The organism is Pseudomonas sp. FW305-3-2-15-E-TSA4 (genome assembly GCF_058787295.1).
On the sequence record NZ_JBYSZP010000011.1, the window covers coordinates 91,764 to 111,008 of the forward strand.

A 19,245-nucleotide genomic window follows, 5' to 3' on the forward strand; every position below is an offset into this window, starting at 1 on the left:
CATACTGAATTCACCTCGATCTCTTTGTAGGAGTGAGCCTGCTCGCGATGGCGGACCAACATTCAGCACTTATGTCGCCTGATAAACCGCCATCGCGAGCAGGCTCACTCCTACAAAGGTCTGCGCTGTTAGAATGCGCGCCTTATCCCGCCATACCGCAGCGCACGCCATGACCCAGAACTCCGCCCCCCACCCCGCTCACGTCGCCATCATCGGCGGTGGCCCCGCCGGCCTGATGGCCGCCGAAGTGCTGAGCCAGGCCGGCGTGCGCGTCGATCTGTACGACGGCATGCCCTCGGTGGGGCGCAAGTTCCTGCTGGCCGGGGTCGGCGGCATGAACATCACCCACTCCGAGCCTTACCCGGCATTCCTCGCGCGCTACGCCGAACGCGCGCCGCAGATCGCGCCACTGCTGCGCGGCTTCGATGCCGACGCGTTGTGCCGCTGGATTCATGATCTGGGCATCGAGACCTTCATCGGCAGCTCCGGCCGGGTATTTCCCACCGACATGAAAGCCGCTCCCCTGCTGCGCGCCTGGCTCAAGCGCCTGCGCGACAGCGGCGTGGTTATCCACACCCGCCATCGCTGGCTCGGCTGGGATGAACACGATGCGCTGCGCATCGCCAGCCCCGACGGCGAAATCACCGTCAAACCCGACGCCACCCTGCTCGCCCTCGGCGGTGGCAGTTGGTCGCGGCTGGGTTCGGATGGCGCGTGGATGCTGCCTCTGGAACAAAAAGGCGTAGGGCTGGCGCCGTTACAACCAAGCAATTGCGGATTCGAGGTGCAGGCCTGGAGCGAATTGCTTGTCAGCAAATTCGCCGGTGCACCGCTGAAAAATGTCGCCATCGGTTTGAACGACGACGTGCCACGCTTGGGCGAATGCGTGATTACCGCAACCGGGGTCGAAGGCAGCCTGATCTATGCGCTGTCGGCACCGATTCGCGAGGCGATCAATACGCAGGGGTCAGCCACCGTGCACATCGATCTGTTGCCCGGCCGACCTGTGGATAAATTGCAGGCAGCGTTGAGCAAACCGCGCGGTTCGCGTTCGATGGCCAAGCATCTGCACAGTCAGGTTGGAATTGATGGGGTGAAAGCGGCGTTGTTGCGTGAGCTGACCGACGCGGCAACCTTCGCTGATCCGGCGTTGTTGGCGCGGGCGATCAAGGCGTTGCCGCTGACCTTGGTGAAAACCCGTCCGCTGGACGAAGCGATCAGCAGTGCCGGTGGTGTGACGTTCGAAGCGCTGGATGAACGTTTGATGCTCAAGGCGTTGCCAGGGGTGTTCTGTGCGGGCGAGATGCTGGATTGGGAAGCGCCGACAGGCGGCTATCTGCTGACCGGGTGCTTTGCCAGTGGCCGGGCGGTGGGATTGGGAATGTTGGAGTGGTTGCAGAGTAAGGGCTGAAGACCGCGGCGCGCCCTTCGCGAGCAAGCCCGCTCCCACAGGAGATCTGCATTTCACTGAAGACCAATGTGGGAGCGGGCTTGCTCGCGAAGGCGCCTTTACAGACAGCGCATCAAATCAAGGCTTGCGCTTGCGTGGCCCGGTATTAAATACCGGCACTTTACGCACAGGCTTGATCGACGGCTCCGGCGCCTGGGTGTCGCCACTGTCGACCCACTTGCCCAGATTGCGCTTGCCACCGCCGCCGGATGCTTTCGGCTTTTTCGGTTTCTTCGGCTTCTTGATCACCTGACCGCTGGCATCGGTATCCGGCACGCGGTGCTCAGGTTCGAAATCCGGCTCGTTCTGACGCTTCAAGGTCTGGCGGGTGAGCATCTCGATTGCCGAGAGCATGTTTACTTCATCCGCGCACACCAGCGAGATCGCCTCGCCCGTCGCGCCCGCACGGCCAGTACGACCGATGCGGTGGATGTAATCCTCGGCGACGATCGGCAGGTCGAAGTTGACCACCAGCGGCAAATCTTCGATATCCAGACCACGGGCGGCGACGTCAGTCGCCACCAGAATCTGCACTTCACTGAGTTTGAAACGATCCAGCGCACGCTGACGGGTCGCCTGCGGTTTGTCGCCATGGATGCCGTCGGCGTTCACACCGAGGCCCTGGAGTTTTTCCACCAGCGCATCGACGCCATTGCGAGTCTTGGCAAACACCAGCACCTGCTTCCACTTGTTCTTGCGCATCAAGTGCACGAACAGTTCCGGCTTGCGCTTCTTGTCCACCGTCACCACCCACTGTTTGACGGTGTTGGCCGCCACGTTGCGCGGACTGACTTCGATGCTCAGCGGATCGTTGAGCATCTGCCCGGCCAGCAGGCGGATGTCATCGGAGAAGGTCGCGGAGAACAGCAGCGTCTGGCGCTTCTTCGGCAACATGCGGTAAATGTTCGCCAGTTCTTCGGAGAAGCCCAGGTCGAGCATGCGGTCGGCTTCGTCGAGTACCAGAGTTTGCAACTGATCGAGTTTCAACGCGTTCTGGCGGAACAGGTCGATCAGGCGACCAGGCGTGGCGACCAGCACATCAACGCCGCCGCGCAGCTTCATCATCTGCGGGTTGATGCTGACGCCGCCGTACACCGCATACGTGCGCAATGGCAGGTTTTCAGCGTATTGGCGCACCGACTCATGAACCTGTTCCGCCAGCTCGCGGGTCGGCACCAGAATCAGTGCACGCGCCGAATTGGCGGCCACTTTCGGCCCTTCCATGGCCAGCAACTGCAGCAGCGGCAAGGCGAAACCGGCGGTCTTGCCGGTCCCGGTCTGGGCCGCGGCCATCAGGTCGCGACCGGCCAGAACGGCCGGAATGGCTTGCGCCTGGACCGGCGTTGGAGTCTGGTAGCCGAGCTTCTCGAGGGAGCGCAGCAAGGGTTCGATCAGGCCAAGAGAGGCGAAAGTCATGGGAGTACCGTAGGAAAATTCAGCGCAATTGTGCGACACGAGTGTGCAATGGCGCGCAGTTTACCCTAATTCACACGCTGTTCTGCTGGAACGGCGGTCTTCGGCGTCTCCACGACGAGCGGCTGCGCCGGCCGCCGCCACTGCGGCAGACCGATCAGCACCACGGCACTGATGATCACCAGCATCGCCAGCGCTTCTTCCATGCCGATGGTCTCGCCGACAAACACGATCCCCAGCAACACCGCCACCGCCGGGTTGACGTAGGCATAACTGGTGGCCGCCGCCGGACGCACGTGTTTGAGCAGGTACATGTAGGAATTGAAGGCGATGATCGACCCGAAGAAGATCAGATAACCCAAGGCCAGCCAGCCTTCCATCGGCGGCAAGGCTTGCAGATGTTCGCCGCTCACTGCGCTGCCGATCAACAGCACCACGCCACCCACCAGCATCTCCACGGCACTGGCCATTGCCCCTTGCGGCAGCGGCAGGTGTTTGCTCCACACCGAGCCGAACGCCCAGGTCGCCGCCGCAAAAATCAGCAGCGCCGCGCCCAGCGGGCTCGATTGCAGGTTGGAACCCATGTTGAGCATGGCGATGCCGACAATTCCCAACGCCACCCCGGCCCATTCGAGGCGCGTATTGCGCGCGCCCCAGAAATACCCGAAGAGCAAGGTGAACAGCGGCACCGTCGCCACCGCCAGTGCCGCCACGCCGGAAGCCACGCCAGTATGCTCGGCGACACTGACCGCGCCATTACCGAAACTGAGCAGCAGAATCCCGATGATCCCCGCCGCTTTCCATTGCGCCCAGGTCGGCGCCGGTGCCCCGCGCCAGCGCAGGAAGGCGTACATCAGGCTGCCGGCAATCACGAAGCGCACCCCGCCGAGCATCAGTGGCGGCCAGTATTCGACGCCGAGGCGGATCACCAGATAGGTTGATCCCCAAATCACGTACAGCGCGAAAAACGCGGCGATCAACGGCAAGGAAAAACGGCGCAAGGCAGGCATGGGCAGCTCGACAGTCAGAGGCAGGGTGTGAATTATTCTAGAAAGGCCCGCGAGCAAAAATAAGCTACAAAACCTGTTTATCGCGCCGGTACACTTTTGAAACAACGGAGATCGACGGGATAAACCGCGATTTCGAAAGTCTGGCAATTTCAGGAGTCCGGCCTTGGACAAATACGACCGCATGCTGCTCAGCGCCCTGTTGGAAAACGGTCGCGCGTCCTATGCCGATCTGGCGCGCAAAGTGAACCTGTCCGCCCCGGCAGTGGCCGAGCGCGTCGCCAAGCTTGAAGCCGCCGGAGTGATCACCGGGTATCAGGCGAACATCGACCTGTCGAAAATCGGCTTGCCGATCCAGTGCATGATCGAACTGCGCCTGCACCAGAACGGCAGCCAGAAGGTTTACGACGAACTGGTGAAAATCCCGCAACTGACCGAGTGCTTTCGGGTGACGGGCGATCCGTGCGTGATGATGAAGGGCGCGGTGGGTTCGATGACGGAGCTGGAAGAGTTGATCAATCGGGTGGCGAAGTTCGGCTTCAGCAAGACCTCGATTGTGTTGTCGAGCGCAATCGAGAAGCGCGTGCCGCTGAGCCACATCGAAGGCAACGGTAAGTAATCAGGAACTCAGAAGATCCAAATGTGGGAGCGGGCTTGCTCGCGAAGAGGGAGTGTCAGACAACCTTTTGCCGAATGACACACCGCTTTCGCGAGCAAGCCCGCTCCCACAGGGGATTTTGGGTGACTTCGAGATCAGCGGTAGCGCTGCAGGTGCTCGCTGACTTTGGCCGCCGGGACTTTCTGCAGTTTGCACAGCAGATCGTGATTCAGCTCCCGCACCCCATGCTTGTGCCGCAGTTCTTCCGCCAGATGCGCCATCAGATTGGCCGCCATCTCCGCATCCGCCATCGCCCTGTGCGCTTGGCCGGTGTGTGGCAGGCGGGCGAAAGTGGTGAGCGTGCCGAGCTTGTGATTCGGTGCAGCCGGCATCAGGCGACGGGCCAGCAGCAGCGAGCAGGCGAAATTCTGCAGACGGGTGCGTTTGATCCGTCCAAGCTCGAAGTCCCAGAACTTCTGGTCGAACGAGGCATTGTGCGCGACCAGTGGCGTGCAGCCGACGAATTCGTTGACCTCTTCCATGACCCGCTCGGCCGAGGGTGCACTGCGCAACATGGCGTTGCTGATGCCGGTCAGTTGTTCGATGAACGCGGGGACGCGGACGCCGGCGTTCATCAGGCTCTGGTAACGCTCGACGATACGGCCGTTTTCCAGCATGACCACGGCGATTTCCGTGGCGCGACAGCTGCTGTTCGGCGACAGGCCGGTGGTTTCAAAGTCGATGACTGCAATGCGTTCCAAACCGGGTTCAACTCCGTACAAATCAATTCTTGAGCAACGCTCAGTTTTTCAACAGCAGTGCGCCTTCAATCGGCACATAACGGCTGGCGGCGCGGATCAGCGAGTTGGCGGTCAGGCCCGGCACGCCATAGGCCACTGCCTGTACGCCGTGCTTGCTGATGATGCGTTCGAGCAGCATGTCGAAGTCGCCGTCACCGGAGGCCAGGACGATTTCGTCGACGTGGTCGGCGGCGTCCATAATGTCGAGGGTGATGCCCACGTCCCAGTCGCCCTTGGCCGAGCCGTCGCTGCGCTGGATATAGGGTTTGAGCTTCACGGTGAAACCGAGGTTGCGCAGGATCTGCTGGAACTGCTGCTGCTTGCTGTCGCCACGGTCGATTGCGTAGGCGTAGGCCTCGACGATCTGCCCTTGCTTGCTAATGTCAGCCCACAGCGCGGCGTAGTTGAAGTGACAACCATAGGCCTGACGCACGGTGTAGTAGAGGTTCTGCACATCGGCGAACACTGCGATTTTTTTCACCGGGATTCCTGTGAGCGCATAGCGCACGAAGCGGGATCAGGCGCCGGGCCCGAAAAAGGCGCTCAGTATGCCAGCCCACAGGAAGGTGGCGCGAATAATCGACCCACCACTCCGGACGGATGGTGGATTGTGGTGAGGGGATTTATCCCCGATGGGCAGCGCAGCGGCCCCGAAAATGGGACTGCTGCGCACTCCATCGGGGATAAATCCCCTCACCACAGATTTGATACTGACGGCTGATCAGTCAGACAAACGAATCGTCGTCATCGAAGAATGACGAGTTGTCATCGCTGTAGTCGGTGTCAGTGAATCCGCCCTGGTCATTGCCAGAGAAACCGTTATCGGCCACACGCTGGTCATTGCCCCAGTCGTTACCGCTCTGGTCGGCCACTTGCGCCGGCTCTTCCTTGATCACTTCAACGATTTCTTCGGGCTGCTGGTTGTGATGGAACAGGCTGCTGATGCCCTGCGCCAGCATCACGCCACCGGCCACGCCAGCGGCAGTCTTCAGGGCGCCGCCGAGGAAGCTGCTGCCCGTAGCCGGAGCTGCTTGCTGCGCGTAGTTGGGCGGTGGTGCGGCATAGTTCTGTTGTGGCGCTGGCGCAGCGTAGTTCTGCTGCGGTGCCGGCTCACGCCAGCCGCCGGTAGAAGCCGGAGCGCTCTGGGTCGGCGCTGGACGCGAGCTGCCGCCGCCGAAGATGCTCGACAGGAAACCACCGCCGCCGCTTGGCGCCGGGGCCGCGCTCTGGGACTTGGCCGCTTGCAGTTCAGCCTGCAATTGCTGGACTTGCCGGGTCAGCTGCTTGTTCTGTTCGTCGAGGCTCTTGATGGCCGCCTCTTGCACCAGAATCGCCTGGGTCATGAAATAACCTGCCGCCGGCTGGCGGGTCAGGTGTTCCTTGATCCGCGCCTCGGCCTGGGCGTCGCGCGGGGCTGCCTCCGTTTCGGCCTGTTGCAGCCGGGAAAACAGTCCATCGATCAGGGTTTGCTCTTCGCTGTTCATGGCGACCTCGTAGATTGCCGGGGATAACGTTGCCCGTGTCCACTGTGGACATGGCGCACCTCTGTAATGGAGGCAGTGACAGGATGTTTCAACGACCTTTACCGAATGTTTACGTTTGTGTCCGCCCGCCCATCATCGGTTAAAGTGAGCCACTGTTTTCGACCTGCGATACCGACTGATGAATGCCTTCGATGTACTGCGCGACTCTCTGTATTTTTTCAAACGCCACCTGGTCAGCATCTTGCAGCTGTGCCTGCCGCTGGTGATCTTCGAGGCGGCGCTGCAGCAAGTGGTGGATCACGTCACCGACCCCGACAGTTTCTCCGCCGCCAGCGTGGTCGTCGGTCTGCTGGTGTATCCGCTGTACACCGCCGCGCTGATCCTGTTCCTCGATGCTCGCACCCGTGGCGAAGCCCCGCGTAACCTTGATCTGCTGGCGATGTCCGCGCGCCTGTGGCCGCGTTTCGCCCTGCTCACAGCGCTCAATACCTTGCTGATTCTGCTGGGGCTGTCACTGTATTTCCTGCCGGGGCTGATGCTGATGGTCATGCTCGCATTCGCTGAATACCTGCTGGTGCTGCGCGGCATGGGGCCGTTGCAGGCGATGAAGGAAAGCCTGCGCCTGACCCGTGGGCATTTCTGGCGGATCCTGCTGTGCATTCTGTGTGTGATGGGGCCGCTGTGGCTGCTCAAGGGCGCGACCCTGGCGTCGTACCCCGACCCACAGAATCCGCTGATCGCGGTACTGATCGACAGCGCGCACAGTTTCCTGCAGCTGTTCACCAGTGTGGTGCTGTTCCGTCTGTTCATGCTGATCAGCGAATTGCCTGACAAACGTACCGGAGCGGTCTGACTTCGCGACCCTTGGGCCAAGGCTCTGCGGTCAGGTATGCTCGGAGCCACTTTTGTAACGCGATAAGCCGAGCCATGCCCCGTCTGCTGCGCTACACCCTGTCACTGATTGTGCTCGCCATCGCCGTGATCGGCGGGCTGATCTACAGCCTGACCTGGCGCCCCGATGCGCGAGAAACCTTGCCCGCCACCTGCAGCGGCACGCCGCCGACCCTGGTGCCCGGGCAAGCGCTGAAAGTCATGACCTGGAACGTGCAGTATCTGGCGGGCAAGCGCTATGTGTTCTGGAACGATCTCGCCCAAGGCGCCGATGAAGCACCATCCCCGGAGGACATGGCCTTCAGTCTCGACGAAGTGGCGCGGGTGATTCGCGACGAGCAGCCCGACGTGGTGCTGCTGCAGGAGCTGGATGACGGCGCCAAGGCCAGCGATTACCAGAATCAGCTCAAGCTGCTGCAGGAACGGGTCACCGATCTCTACCCGTGCAGCGCCCATGCCTTCGACTGGAAAGCCGAGTTCGTCCCCGACCCGCACATCTTCGGCAGCGTTGGCCGGCAACTGGTGACCCTGAGCCGTTACCGCATCGAACACGCCGAACGCCTGCAATTGCCGGTGCCCCCGGCGAATTTCATCTCCCGCCAGTTCCAACCCAAAGACGCCCTGCTCGCCACCAAGCTGCCGCTGAGCGACGGCGGACAACTGACGGTATTCAACACCCATCTGGATCGCGCCCGCCAACCGGACGAGACTTTGCAGGCGCAAGTGACGGCGGTGGCCAAAGTGCTCGACAAGTACGAAAGCCAGGGCCTGCCGTGGCTGATCGGCGGCGACTTCAATCTGTTGCCGCTGGGCCAGTATCAGCGTCTGCCCGCCGAGCAGCGCACGCCCTACTCGATCGACAGCGCGCTGCATCTGTTGTGGGACAAGTACCCGATGATCCCGACCAACAACGAAGCCAGCGGCATCGACCGCGCCCACTGGCTGACCCACTACCCCAACGACCCCGGCCTGAATGGCCCGGATCGCACCGTGGACTATCTCTTCTACAGCCCGAAGATCAAACGGGTCGAAGCGAGGGTGCGCCAGGACGATACGTTGCGCATTTCCGATCACTTGCCCGTGATTGCGCGGTTCCTGCTGCCCGCAGCCCCGTAGCCCCGTAGCCAGTTAACACGATATCCCGCTCCCACAATAGATTGATGTCGTACCGTGATGGGGTAGCAGGCTGCGATGTTTTGCTCTTCAGGTGCCGCGCGGCTTGGCCCGCGCGGTCGCCTCGGCCACCAACGGATCATCCGGCCAATAATGCTTCGGATAGCGCCCCTTCAGATCCTTCTTCACCTCGGCATAGGTGCTGCGCCAGAAGTTGGCCAGATCCTGCGTCACCTGCACCGGCCGGCGTGCCGGGGACAACAGGTGCAGCTTGACCACTTGCCGGCCGCCGGCAATTCGCGGCGTCTCGGCGAGGCCGAACAACTCCTGCAGACGCACCGCGAGAATCGGCGGAGACTCGCTGTAATCCAGACGAATCGATGACCCCGACGGCACGCTGATGTGATGCGGCGCCAGCTCATCAAGCCTCTGCGGCAACGGCCACGGCAGCAGATTGCGGACGATGCTCGACAGGTCCAGATTGGCGAAATGGCTGAGCCGCGAGACCTTGCCCAAGTAAGGCATTAACCAATGCTCGAGAGTGTTCAGCAACGTTGCATCGCTGACATCCGGCCACTGACTTTCATCCTGATGACTCAAATCCAGTTGCCGCAGCAACGCGACCCGTGCCTGCCACTGGCGCAACTCCGGGGTCCACGGCAGCAACTCCAGCCCCTTGCGCCGCACCAGATTGACCAGCGCCTGACTGCGCGCCGCTTCGTCGAGACCAGTCAACGGTTCGCGGCTGAGGATCAGTTCGCCAACCTTGCACTGACGCTCGGCGCGCAGCACGCCTTCGCGCTCATCCCAGTCCAGTTGATCGACAGCGCGCACTTGCTCGGCGAGCACCGAATCGAACAGCGCCGGATCAAAATCCGCCGCCAGGTAAATCCGCTCCTCACGCTGGCCCTGACGACTGCCGAGATCGGCGACAACGATCCACGGCTCCTTCATCAGGCTGTCGGCTTCGGCGAACAGCGCAGCGCGACCATTGGCCAGACGATATTCGGCGCCACCGGCACGCCGCTGCTGGGCAACCCGATCCGGGTAAGCCAGCGCCAGCAGCGCACCGAGCCAGCGCGGGTGATCGGGATCGCTGACCGGCGCGCTGGCCTTGCCGCGCAGGTAACCGCGATATTGCCGCGCCAGTTGCCGCGCACGCTGCACGCCGCCCTGAGCACCGCGTGCCGCGCGTTCTTCGCCGGAGAGCAGCACCAGGCGACTGTGCAGATCCGCACCGGCGCCGCGCAGGATATCGCGCTCGCCGAGCAGTGCCGCGACGTCGCACGCCATGTTCGCCAGCCCCAACGCCTGACCGCGCAGCAACAGATGGGCGATGCGCGGATGCGCCGGCAATTCGGCCATGGCCTGACCGTGGGACGTCAACGCCTCGCCTTCAAGTGCGCCCAGGCGCTGCAACAAATCCTGCGCCTGGGCATAGGCCGCTGCCGGCGGCACATCGAGCCAGACCAGCTCGCCCGGGGTCACGCCCCAGCGTCCAAGTTGCAGCGCCAGACTCGCCAGATCCGCCGACAGTATTTCCGCACTGCCGTAAGCGGCGAGCTGCTCGTGCTGATCCTGCGACCACAGGCGATAACAAACGCCCGGCTCCAGACGTCCGGCCCGGCCCGCACGCTGGGTGGCGCTGGCCCTGGAAATACGCTGAGTATCGAGGCGGGTCATGCCGCTGCCTGGGTCGAAACGCGGCACCCGCGCCAGCCCGGCGTCGATCACCACGCGCACGCCGTTGATGGTCAGGCTGGTCTCGGCGATGTTGGTCGCCAGCACCACTTTGCGCTGGCCCGCCGGCGCCGGGTCGATGGCAGCGCGCTGGGCGTTGAGATCCAGTTCGCCGTGCAACGGACAGAGCAATACGTCTTTACGCTCGCCAATGGCATCGCTCAGTTGCTGATGCACCCGACGGATTTCCGCCTGCCCCGGCAAAAACACCAGCAGGCTGCCGGTTTCATCGTGCAGCGCTTCGAGGACGGTCTGGGTCACGCGCTGGTCGATGTATTCGCCGGGCTGGAACGGCCGGCCCCAGCGCATCGTCACCGGGTACATGCGCCCTTCGCTGCGCAGGATCGGCGCGTCATCCAGCAACCCGGCCAGACGCTCGCCTTCCAGCGTGGCGGACATCAGCAATATCTTCAGCGGCTGTTCAGCTCGGAACAGTTCACGACCGTTCAAACTCAGGGCCAAGGCCAGGTCGGCATCAAGACTGCGTTCGTGAAATTCGTCGAAGATCAGCAGACCGACGCCTTCCAGTGCCGGATCATCCTGCAGACGTCGGGTGAGGATGCCTTCGGTGACCACTTCGATACGGGTATTGGGGCCGACCTTGCTGTCGAGACGGATGCGATAGCCGACCGTTTCACCGACCTTCTCACCCAGTTCGCTGGCCAACCGTTCGGCAGCGGCTCGCGCGGCGAGACGCCGTGGTTCGAGCATCAGAATGGTCTGCCCGGCCAGCCACGCTTCATCGAGCAAGGCTAAAGGCACGCGGGTGGTTTTACCGGCGCCGGGCGGTGCTTCGAGCACGGCTTCGTGGCGTGTCGCCAAGGCTTCACGCAGGGCGGGTAAAACTTCATCGATCGGCAAAGAAATCATGCTGGCTCCCAAACAGAGGCGCGAGTATAACGGCGAACTGCCGGGCGTTTGTCAGGGTCTTAACTTCACAAGACGAAGCTTCGTTAATAGATGACTCAGGAGATTTTCCATGCGCTTACCTTCTCGCCTGATCGGCGGTGTACTGGTCGCCACCCTGCTCACTCAACTCACGGCCTGCGGTTCGATTTTCTATCCGGACCGTCGCGGTCAGATCGACGGCAAGATCGACCCGGCGATTGCCGTGCTCGACGCCGTGGGCCTGCTGTTCTACGTGATTCCAGGGCTGATCGCGTTCGCGGTCGACTTCACCACCGGTGCGATCTATTTCGAACCGGGCCACACCGCTCAGATCGATCCGGCCAAACTCAAACAAGCCATCGGCCCGGACGGTCAGGTCGATAACCTCAAGTTGCAGGCTATTCTCGAAACAGAACTGGGCCGCAACCTGCCGCTGGACGATCCGCGCCTGATCCAGCACAAGGGCAGCACTCAACAACTGGCGATGTTTGGCCTGCAACCCGCCGCATAAGGAAATCACATGACCACCAGCCCCGAACACGCCCGCCTGCTGCGGCTGGCAACCCGCGCTTCGGTGGCGGTGGCCTGCACGCTGATCATCGCCAAAGCCATCGCCTGGTGGCTGAGCGGCTCGGTGAGCATGCTCGCCGGCCTCACCGACTCGGCGCTGGATGGCGTCACTTCGCTGCTCAATCTGCTGGCGGTGCATTACGCGCTGCGTCCGGCCGATGACGATCACCGTTACGGCCACGGCAAGGCCGAATCGCTGGCGGGCATGGCGCAGGCGCTGTTCATCGGTGGCAGTGCGGTGCTGATTGCGTTTCAGGCGTATGAACGCATCAAGCAACCGGAGCCGCTTGGCGCGCCGTGGCTGAGCATCGGCGTGATCGTGTTCTCGCTGCTGCTGACCGCGGCGTTGCTGACGCTGCAACATCGGGTGATCAAGCAGACCGGCTCCAACGCCGTGCGCGCCGACTCGCTGCACTACCGTTCTGACATGCTGCTCAACGGCAGCATTCTGATTGCGCTGATTCTCGCCGGCATGGGCTTTCATCAGTTGGACGCATGGTTCGGCCTGGGGATTGCCGGGTACATCTTGTGGAGCGCGATCCAGATCGCCCGGGAAAGTTTTTCGGTGCTGATGGATGAAGAGCTGCCGACGGACGTCAGTCAGCACATGCTCGAACTGGCCTGCGGCGTACCCGGCGTACTGGGCGCGCATGATTTGCGCACGCGGATTTCAGGCAACCACTGGTTCGTGCAGTTGCATCTGGAATTGCCGGGAGAGCTGACCTTGTCAGTCGCTCACGGTATCAGCGATCAGGCGGCGGATGCGATTCACGCCGCCTACCCGCGAGCCGAAGTGCTGGTGCACGCCGACCCGCAGGAAGTGGTCAAGACCGAACGGGCGCAAACCCGGATTCAGTAAGACACCTGATAACCGCGACTGCTCAGGCAATTGCCCTGCGCCTGACGGTAAGCCTGCACCACCTCAGGCGCCGGTTGATAGGTCGCGGTACGCGGGTCGAAACCGCTCTGCTGCACGGCGTATTGGTAGCACTGATAACCGTCCTGCTGCACCTGTTCCGGCGACTGCCCGTTGGCCGGATAGGCCTCGACGTCATAGCCCTGGGATTGCGGCTGCGGTTGCGGCGGTTGCTGCACCGGGGGTTCGACTACGACGTAATCCTGAGTGGCTTCCTGATACGCATAGTAGGAACCGGCAGCGAGGAACAGCAACGCACCGCCGATCCACACTTCACGGGCATAGTCCGGCAGATACTGGGTGCGAATCCCTCGTGGCGGCTGCACGACGATGTAGCGCGGGCCTTGCGGGCGATACCAGTAGCCGCCGGAATAGAAGTAATCCTGACCGCGATACGGCACTCGGTATTCGCGATCCGGGAAGCGGTCGATCACATGCCCCGGGCGGTATTGCGGGCCTGGCCCCCAACCGTTGCCATGTCCGTCCGGGCGACCCGGCCAGCGATTGTCATTGGGCCGGTTGCCGGTTTGCCATTGCTGGTTGTGGTAACCATTCTGCGGCCGCTCGTCGCGGTAGTAACCCTGGCGCGGTTCCTGAGTCTGGCGCACGGTGTCGGGCCGTGGCTGGATCGGCAGGTTGTTCGACGGGGGCGCCTGATGCACCGGAGCGGGTTGATTGGGCGCGCGGTTCTGGTTCTGCCACTGGCCATTGTTGTGCTGCTGGCCGTTGTGCTCGAACTGGCGGCTGTTGTCGCCCCGAATGATTTCGTTGTTCTGCGGCCGCGGCTGATTTTGCGGCGACGGATTGTTCTGCCCGTGGGGCTGATGATCGCCCCCATGGCCCTGGTTATTTCCCTGATGCTCAGGGCCGCGTCCACCATTAGGGCTGCGGCTCTCCGGATCGTCGGCGAGCGCTTGCGCACTGACGCTCACACACAGCAAACCAACACCGGCCAGACGCCAGATGCGCGACTTCATGCTTTTCCTCACTGCGGGTATTAAGAGGGCTTATAGCTAAGACCGGGAATACGCATACCGGGTTCTGCGACAGGTTATCAGTCACGAAACTTATTTATTGAGGAAGGCTGTGCATCGAGGCACAAAAAATCGCAGGCAAGAAAAAGGGAGACCCGTCGGCCTCCCTTTAGAGAACTTCGTCCTGGCTCGACGCTTTTGACGTCGGCTCACCTCACGCCGTCTTCTGGACAGTGTGCAGCTCGGGGGCCGGCCCATCCCCGGTGGGGGTGGCGGCCGCGGCGGGCCTGATTGGGCGGGCCGCAGTGGACTGTGTTACCGAGCAGTGATTCTGGTGATAAGAATAGGCCGCAAGACGCGACAGAGGATTGCGAAGATTGCTCAAATAAACACTGCTTGCGCAATTTTTAACCCTGGATAGATAATCCGCCGCAATAGTTACAACCAAGGACTGATTCATGAGCAAACTCGACCGTTACGACCTGAGTATTTTGGCGGAATTGCAGCGCGACGCCCGCATCTCCAACCAGGAACTGGCCGAGCGCATCGGTCTGTCGCCCTCGCCCTGCTCGCGCCGGGTCAAACAACTGGAGGACGACGGCTACATCTCGCGCCAGGTCGCCCTGCTCGATCGCAAGATGCTCGGCCTGAGCCTGACCGCCTACGTACTGATCGGCATGGACCGGCACACCCCGGAGCGTTTCGAGAATTTCGAAGCGGCGATCCGCACCTTGCCGCAGGTGCTGGAATGCAGCCTGGTGACCGGCGTGGATGCCGACTATCAGTTGAAAGTGGTGGTGCCGGACATGGATCACTATCAGAAGCTGTTGCTGGGGCACCTGACCCGGATTGAAGGCGTGACCAGCGTGCGTTCGAGTTTTGTGCTGAATCAGGTGCTCAACAGCACTGAATTGCCGCTGACGCATCTGCGCAACTGACATCGCCTTCGCGAGCAAGCCCGCTCCCACAGGGAAATGCATTCCAAATGTGGGAGCGGGCTTGCTCGCGAAGAGGCCGGTACAGGCACCCCATAACCGCGGCACACCGACACAGGTCAATGCGGCCCTGCCACCCTCGGCGTATAATCGCCCAGCCCTTTCAGCCCTGTGCGCGCCGGAGATGCCCGATGGATCCTGCAGTATTCGAAGAGTGGATGATGACTGGCCTGGTCAGCATCCTGATCATTTTCATGGGTTTCATCGTCTGGGATCTGGCGAAGAAGTCCAAGGCCGGGCGTTTCGGCTCGTTCATTCTGTTCTTCGTCCTGGGCCTGGGCGTGGCTGCGTTCATCATCAAGAGTGTGGTGATCGGCCTGATCGAATCCGGCGCTCTATAACCGCGCCGGCACTTCTTTCCATTGGCCCTGATCGAGCCCGTCGAGCGTCCAGTCGCCGATCCGCACCCTTACCAGCCGCAACGTCGGCAGCCCTACCGCAGCGGTCATCCGCCGTACCTGACGGTTGCGCCCTTCACGAATCACCAACTCCAGCCAACTGGTCGGCACGCTTTTGCGAAAGCGTACCGGCGGATTGCGTGGCCACAGTTCAGGTTCCTCCAGTTGCCGCGCCTCGGCAGGCAAAGTCTTGCCGTCATTCAACTCGACACCTTCGCGCAGACGCTGCAACTGCTCGCCTGTCGGCACGCCTTCGACCTGCACCCAGTAAGTCTTCGCCAGTTTGTGTTTCGGATCAGCGATGCGCGCCTGCAACTGGCCGTCATTAGTCAGCAACAACAAGCCTTCGCTGTCGCGATCAAGGCGTCCGGCCGGATAGATACCGGGCACGTCAATGTAATCCTTGAGCGTCGCCCGCCCGCCTTCGTCGCTGAACTGCGTCAGCACATCGAATGGCTTGTTGAACAGGATCAGCTTCGGCTCGGCCGGCGGCGCCTTGGCGACACGGCGTGGAGCTGAGGGGGAAAGCTTCGCGCCAGGGCGGCGGGAAGGAGGACGCGGGGGACGGGACATAAGAGAACAAACATCTAACGGTCAGGGCTGCTAATGCTAGTAGCCCGACCGTTAAATGACCATCAACAAATCAGCGGAACGGCGGCTCGTCGAAGCTGCGCAGTTTGCGCGAGTGCAGCGAGTTGAGTTCGGTGCGCAGCAGATCCACCGCCGCGATGCCGATCTTCAAGTGTTGGCTGACCGCGCGCTCGTAGAACGCGTTGGCCGAACCCGGCAGCTTGATTTCACTGTGCAGCGGTTTGTCCGAAACGCACAGCAACGTGCCGTAAGGCACCCGCAAGCGATAACCCTGGGCGGCGATGGTGCCGCTTTCCATGTCCACCGCCACGGCGCGGGACAGGTTGATCAGCGGACGTTCCTGCGCCCAGCGCAGTTCCCAGTTGCGGTCGTCGTAGGTCAGCACGGTGCCGGTGCGCAGGCGCTTTTTCAGCTCCTCGCCCTTCTCGCCGGTGATATTGGCGGCTGCTTGCTGCAGCGCCAGTTGCACTTCGGCCAGCGCCGGGATCGGAATGTTCGGCGGCACCACGCGGTCGAGAATCCCGTCACGACGCATGTAGGCGTGGGCCAGCACGTAGTCGCCGATGGTCTGCGACTGACGCAGCCCGCCGCAGTGACCGATCATCAGCCAGCAATGCGGGCGCAGCACCGCCAGGTGGTCGGTGATGTTCTTCGCGTTGGACGGGCCGACGCCGATGTTGACCAGGGTCACGCCATGGCCGTCGTTGGCGATCAGGTGATAGGCCGGCATCTGGTAGCGGTGCCAGACCACGCCAGCGGCGATCGCCGAGGCTTCGCCGTGATCCATGCCCTTCTCGATGATCACGTTGCCCGGCAAAACCATGCGCACGAAACGCGGGTCGTTGCGCAGTTGTTCCAGGCCATGAACGATGAACTGGTCGACGTAGCGGTGGTAGTTGGTCAGCAGAATCCACGGCTGCACATGGCGCCAGTCGCTGCCGGTGTAGTGCACCAGGCGACGCAGGGAGAAGTCGACGCGCGCGGCGTCAAACAGCGCCAGTGGCAGCGGATCGGTGTTTTCCCAGTCGTAGAGACCGTCGGCGATGCCATCGGTGGCGGCGGACAGGTCGGTACTCGGGAACACTCGCGCCAGCACCGCAGCGGTGACGCCGGAGCCGGCCAGTTCATCGCCCTGCTCGACCACGTACGGGTATGGAATATTCTGCTGACTGACGCCGACTTCCACGGTCACGGTGAAGTCGTGCATCAACGGCACCAGTTGTTCCAGCAGGTATTTGCGGAACGCCTTGGGATGGGTGACGGTGACGCTGTAGGTGCCCGGCAGTTGCACCTTGGCGTAGGCGCGGGTGGTCTGCGGGACTTCGCCCTGACACAGGTAGGTCAGACGCAGTTCGGGATAACGAAACAGGGCACGCTGTTCGGCGTCAGGCTCGACGCGATCCTTGAGGTAACGCTTGAGCGCCGAGTTCAGCGCAGTGGTGGCCCGCTCATGCAGCTCGGCCAGACGATCCACGGCTTGTTCGGCGGTTTGAACGACAATAAACGCTTCGGTCACGATCAGCTTCCTGTGTTCTGACTTGCAGAGCTTCATCTTGCCTGCATCGTGGTCTCACGGGAACAGTGGCGTTGTGGCTGTACCCAAATCTCCCTGTCAATGGAGATCCCCTGTGGGAGCGGGCTTGCTCGCGAATGCGCTGTGTCAGTCGACCTATCCATTGACTGACACACCACATTCGCGAGCAAGCCCGCTCCCACAAGGGGATTTGTGTTGGGTCAGAAACCCTGGGGGGTTGCGCGGGCGACGATGGCTTCGACGTCCAGCCCACGCGGCAATGCACCGTAGACCCGGCCGCCACCACTCAGGCGGCTGGCAATGAACGCGTCGCTGACCGCCGAGTTGCCGGCCTCCAGCAATAGCTTGGCCTGCAAACCGAGCGCGATGTCTTCGGTGAGTTGCCGCGCCCGATACTGAATATCGCTGGTGTCCTTGAACTGCGCCTGCAACTGCTGGATATGCGCGGCCAGGCGCTTGTCGCCGTGCCCGTCACCCAACTCGCTGAACAGCACATCGAGCACACCCGGTTCTTTCGACAGCGCACGCAACACATCCAGGCACTGCACATTCCCCGAGCCTTCCCACGTCGAGTTGACCGGCGCTTCGCGATACAGCCGTGGCAGGATGCTCTCCTCGACATAACCGGCACCGCCCATGCACTCGGCGGCTTCGTTGATCATTCCGGGGGCACGTTTGCAGATCCAGTATTTGCCCACCGCCGTCACCAGCCGGGCGAATTGCGCTTCATGGCGATCATCCAGATGATCCAGCGCCTTGCCCATGCGCAGGCTCAGGGCCAGCGCGGCCTCGCTTTCCAGCGCCAGATCGGCCAGCACGTTCTGCATCAACGGTTGCTCGCTGAGCAGTTTGCCGCCGACCTTGCGGTGCGCGCAGTGGTGGCTGGCCTGGGTCAGCGCCTGACGCATCAGCGAGCTGGAGCCGACCATGCAATCGAAACGGGTCATCGCCACCATCTCGATGATGGTCGGCACACCGCGCCCCTCTTCGCCGACCATCCACGCCAAAGCGCCACGGAACTCCACTTCACTGGAGGCATTGGACTGGTTGCCGAGTTTGTTTTTCAGGCGCTGGATGTAGAACTGATTGCGCGTGTCGTCGGGGCGGTGGCGCGGCAGCAGGAAGCAGGTCAGGCCCTTGTCGGTCTGCGCCAGCGACAGGAATGCATCGCACATCGGCGCCGAGCAGAACCACTTGTGCCCGACCAGTTCATAGGCCTGCCCCGGGCCACTGGCACCGACCGGATAGGCCTTGGTGGTATTGGCGCGCACGTCGGTGCCGCCCTGTTTCTCGGTCATCGCCATGCCGATGGTCACGCCGGCCTTGTGCGCCATGCCGACGTTGCGCGGGTCGTATTCGGTGGCGAGGATTTTCGGCAGCCACTGCTCGGCCAGATCAGGCTGCAAACGCATGGCCGGGACACTGGCGAAAGTCATGGTGAATGGGCAACCGCTGCCGGCCTCGGCCTGGCTGTGCAGATAGCTCATCGAGGCGCGGGCGACATGCGCGCCGTCCTGCGGATGGGTCCAGGGTGATGAGGTCAGGCCATGTTCGATCGCGGTGCGCATCAGCTCGTGATAAGCGGGATGGAATTCCACCAGATCGATGCGATGACCGTAGCGGTCATGACTGACGAACACCGGCTTGTTCTGATTGGCAAGGAACCCGGCTGCCATCAACGGCCCGCCGGCCAGCGCACCGTAGGCATCGATCCGAGACTCGGCCCACCCGGCGCCGAAACGGCGTGACCACTCCTGCAGCGGCAGGTCGATGCGGTACAGGTTGGCGCCATCCAGCGACGGTGGCTGGTTGGTGACTTCGTGGGTTTCGGCGAACTGATGCAGGTTCATGACGGGGCTCCTTTGGTCAGCCAAGGGATTCAG

Annotated in this window: 18 protein-coding genes; 8 read left to right on the top strand and 10 right to left on the bottom strand. The window is 62.3% G+C overall.

Annotated features, from left to right (window positions below):
• Nucleotides 1–169 precede the first annotated feature (169 nt).
• On the top strand, nt 170–1,411 hold the full coding sequence (locus AC3WMV_RS16630) for a TIGR03862 family flavoprotein (RefSeq protein WP_103367263.1): 1,242 nt from the start codon (nt 170–172) through the stop codon (nt 1,409–1,411).
• A 117-nt stretch (nt 1,412–1,528) separates the two neighbouring features.
• On the opposite strand, the gene rhlE1 is transcribed toward AC3WMV_RS16630, so the two are convergent.
• Together rhlE1 and yedA are read right to left on the bottom strand one after the other, a co-directional pair.
• Complete coding sequence (gene rhlE1, locus AC3WMV_RS16635; RefSeq protein ID WP_103367262.1) at nt 1,529–2,866, bottom strand: RNA helicase RhlE1; 1,338 nt, start codon at nt 2,864–2,866, stop codon at nt 1,529–1,531.
• Nucleotides 2,867–2,931: 65 nt separating this feature from the next.
• Nucleotides 2,932–3,873 carry a drug/metabolite exporter YedA gene (yedA, locus tag AC3WMV_RS16640; RefSeq protein ID WP_103367261.1) on the bottom strand — a complete coding sequence of 314 codons (942 nt, stop codon included), beginning with the start codon at nt 3,871–3,873 and terminating at the stop codon, nt 2,932–2,934.
• 163 nt (nt 3,874–4,036) lie between these two features.
• On the opposite strand from yedA, the gene AC3WMV_RS16645 reads away from it, so the two are divergent.
• Nucleotides 4,037–4,489: an Lrp/AsnC family transcriptional regulator gene (locus AC3WMV_RS16645; protein WP_095139246.1), complete on the top strand. Its 453-nt coding sequence runs from the start codon at nt 4,037–4,039 to the stop codon at nt 4,487–4,489.
• A gap of 134 nt (nt 4,490–4,623) precedes the next feature.
• Here AC3WMV_RS16645 and AC3WMV_RS16650 read toward each other — a convergent pair whose 3' ends face one another.
• The 3 genes from AC3WMV_RS16650 to AC3WMV_RS16660 all read right to left on the bottom strand — a co-directional run bounded on the left by AC3WMV_RS16650 (nt 4,624) and on the right by AC3WMV_RS16660 (nt 6,752).
• Complete coding sequence (locus tag AC3WMV_RS16650) at nt 4,624–5,229, bottom strand: 3'-5' exonuclease (RefSeq protein WP_027612872.1); 606 nt, start codon at nt 5,227–5,229, stop codon at nt 4,624–4,626.
• Between the two features lie 40 nt (nt 5,230–5,269).
• Nucleotides 5,270–5,749, bottom strand: a complete 480-nt coding sequence (locus AC3WMV_RS16655) for a LabA-like NYN domain-containing protein (RefSeq protein ID WP_007963710.1) — start codon at nt 5,747–5,749, stop codon at nt 5,270–5,272.
• Nucleotides 5,750–5,993: 244 nt separating this feature from the next.
• Entirely contained in the window at nt 5,994–6,752 is a 759-nt protein-coding gene (locus tag AC3WMV_RS16660) for a DUF2076 domain-containing protein (RefSeq protein WP_103367260.1), read from the bottom strand.
• 178 nt (nt 6,753–6,930) lie between these two features.
• Between AC3WMV_RS16660 and AC3WMV_RS16665 the strand changes: the two genes are divergently transcribed.
• Complete coding sequence (locus AC3WMV_RS16665; protein ID WP_103367259.1) at nt 6,931–7,605, top strand: YciC family protein; 675 nt, start codon at nt 6,931–6,933, stop codon at nt 7,603–7,605.
• A 74-nt stretch (nt 7,606–7,679) separates the two neighbouring features.
• Nucleotides 7,680–8,759, top strand: a complete 1,080-nt coding sequence (locus AC3WMV_RS16670; protein WP_103367258.1) for an endonuclease/exonuclease/phosphatase family protein — start codon at nt 7,680–7,682, stop codon at nt 8,757–8,759.
• Nucleotides 8,760–8,846: 87 nt separating this feature from the next.
• Here AC3WMV_RS16670 and hrpB read toward each other — a convergent pair whose 3' ends face one another.
• On the bottom strand, nt 8,847–11,366 hold the full coding sequence (gene hrpB, locus AC3WMV_RS16675; RefSeq protein ID WP_103367257.1) for an ATP-dependent helicase HrpB: 2,520 nt from the start codon (nt 11,364–11,366) through the stop codon (nt 8,847–8,849).
• A gap of 109 nt (nt 11,367–11,475) precedes the next feature.
• Here hrpB and AC3WMV_RS16680 point away from each other — a divergent pair, with 109 nt between their 5' ends.
• Both AC3WMV_RS16680 and AC3WMV_RS16685 read left to right on the top strand, forming a co-directional pair.
• A complete protein-coding gene (locus AC3WMV_RS16680; protein WP_103367256.1) occupies nt 11,476–11,895 on the top strand; it encodes a polyribonucleotide nucleotidyltransferase in 420 nt (139 codons plus the stop codon).
• Between the two features lie 9 nt (nt 11,896–11,904).
• Entirely contained in the window at nt 11,905–12,813 is a 909-nt protein-coding gene (locus tag AC3WMV_RS16685) for a cation diffusion facilitator family transporter (RefSeq protein ID WP_047602562.1), read from the top strand.
• Here AC3WMV_RS16685 and AC3WMV_RS16690 read toward each other — a convergent pair.
• The gene (locus AC3WMV_RS16690) at nt 12,807–13,847 is read right to left on the bottom strand and encodes a DUF6515 family protein (RefSeq protein ID WP_103367255.1); all 1,041 of its coding nucleotides are present in this window, start codon (nt 13,845–13,847) and stop codon (nt 12,807–12,809) included. The genes AC3WMV_RS16685 and AC3WMV_RS16690 overlap by 7 nt on opposite strands.
• 455 nt (nt 13,848–14,302) lie before the next feature.
• Between AC3WMV_RS16690 and AC3WMV_RS16695 the strand changes: the two genes are divergently transcribed.
• Together AC3WMV_RS16695 and AC3WMV_RS16700 are read left to right on the top strand one after the other, a co-directional pair.
• Nucleotides 14,303–14,782, top strand: a complete 480-nt coding sequence (locus AC3WMV_RS16695) for an Lrp/AsnC family transcriptional regulator (protein WP_008081091.1) — start codon at nt 14,303–14,305, stop codon at nt 14,780–14,782.
• A gap of 188 nt (nt 14,783–14,970) precedes the next feature.
• Nucleotides 14,971–15,180 carry a DUF2788 domain-containing protein gene (locus AC3WMV_RS16700; protein ID WP_003228500.1) on the top strand — a complete coding sequence of 70 codons (210 nt, stop codon included), beginning with the start codon at nt 14,971–14,973 and terminating at the stop codon, nt 15,178–15,180.
• Here the strand turns inward: AC3WMV_RS16700 and AC3WMV_RS16705 are convergent.
• The 3 genes from AC3WMV_RS16705 to AC3WMV_RS16715 all read right to left on the bottom strand — a co-directional run bounded on the left by AC3WMV_RS16705 (nt 15,175) and on the right by AC3WMV_RS16715 (nt 19,212).
• Entirely contained in the window at nt 15,175–15,810 is a 636-nt protein-coding gene (locus AC3WMV_RS16705) for a pseudouridine synthase (protein ID WP_103367254.1), read from the bottom strand. The genes AC3WMV_RS16700 and AC3WMV_RS16705 overlap by 6 nt on opposite strands.
• Before the next feature lie 70 nt (nt 15,811–15,880).
• Complete coding sequence (gene amn, locus AC3WMV_RS16710) at nt 15,881–17,380, bottom strand: AMP nucleosidase (protein WP_167734182.1); 1,500 nt, start codon at nt 17,378–17,380, stop codon at nt 15,881–15,883.
• Between the two features lie 182 nt (nt 17,381–17,562).
• Nucleotides 17,563–19,212 (bottom strand): acyl-CoA dehydrogenase family protein, encoded by a 1,650-nt coding sequence (locus AC3WMV_RS16715; protein WP_103367253.1) that lies wholly within the window; start codon nt 19,210–19,212, stop codon nt 17,563–17,565.
• Nucleotides 19,213–19,245 lie beyond the last annotated feature (33 nt).

Excerpts from the sequence above, each read along its gene's own strand:
- AC3WMV_RS16660 (WP_103367260.1), bottom strand. The coding sequence starts at position 6,752 with ATGAACAGCGAAGAGCAAACCCTGATCGATGGACTGTTTTCCCGGCTG.
- AC3WMV_RS16665 (WP_103367259.1), top strand. The coding sequence starts at position 6,931 with ATGAATGCCTTCGATGTACTGCGCGACTCTCTGTATTTTTTCAAACGC.
- hrpB (WP_103367257.1), bottom strand. The coding sequence starts at position 11,366 with ATGATTTCTTTGCCGATCGATGAAGTTTTACCCGCCCTGCGTGAAGCC.
- AC3WMV_RS16670 (WP_103367258.1), top strand. The coding sequence starts at position 7,680 with ATGCCCCGTCTGCTGCGCTACACCCTGTCACTGATTGTGCTCGCCATC.
- AC3WMV_RS16685 (WP_047602562.1), top strand. The coding sequence starts at position 11,905 with ATGACCACCAGCCCCGAACACGCCCGCCTGCTGCGGCTGGCAACCCGC.
- yedA (WP_103367261.1), bottom strand. The coding sequence starts at position 3,873 with ATGCCTGCCTTGCGCCGTTTTTCCTTGCCGTTGATCGCCGCGTTTTTC.
- amn (WP_167734182.1), bottom strand. The coding sequence starts at position 17,380 with ATGAAGCTCTGCAAGTCAGAACACAGGAAGCTGATCGTGACCGAAGCG.
- AC3WMV_RS16700 (WP_003228500.1), top strand. The coding sequence starts at position 14,971 with ATGGATCCTGCAGTATTCGAAGAGTGGATGATGACTGGCCTGGTCAGC.
- AC3WMV_RS16630 (WP_103367263.1), top strand. The coding sequence starts at position 170 with ATGACCCAGAACTCCGCCCCCCACCCCGCTCACGTCGCCATCATCGGC.
- AC3WMV_RS16705 (WP_103367254.1), bottom strand. The coding sequence starts at position 15,810 with ATGTCCCGTCCCCCGCGTCCTCCTTCCCGCCGCCCTGGCGCGAAGCTT.
- AC3WMV_RS16715 (WP_103367253.1), bottom strand. The coding sequence starts at position 19,212 with ATGAACCTGCATCAGTTCGCCGAAACCCACGAAGTCACCAACCAGCCA.
- AC3WMV_RS16680 (WP_103367256.1), top strand. The coding sequence starts at position 11,476 with ATGCGCTTACCTTCTCGCCTGATCGGCGGTGTACTGGTCGCCACCCTG.
- AC3WMV_RS16695 (WP_008081091.1), top strand. The coding sequence starts at position 14,303 with ATGAGCAAACTCGACCGTTACGACCTGAGTATTTTGGCGGAATTGCAG.
- AC3WMV_RS16690 (WP_103367255.1), bottom strand. The coding sequence starts at position 13,847 with ATGAAGTCGCGCATCTGGCGTCTGGCCGGTGTTGGTTTGCTGTGTGTG.
- rhlE1 (WP_103367262.1), bottom strand. The coding sequence starts at position 2,866 with ATGACTTTCGCCTCTCTTGGCCTGATCGAACCCTTGCTGCGCTCCCTC.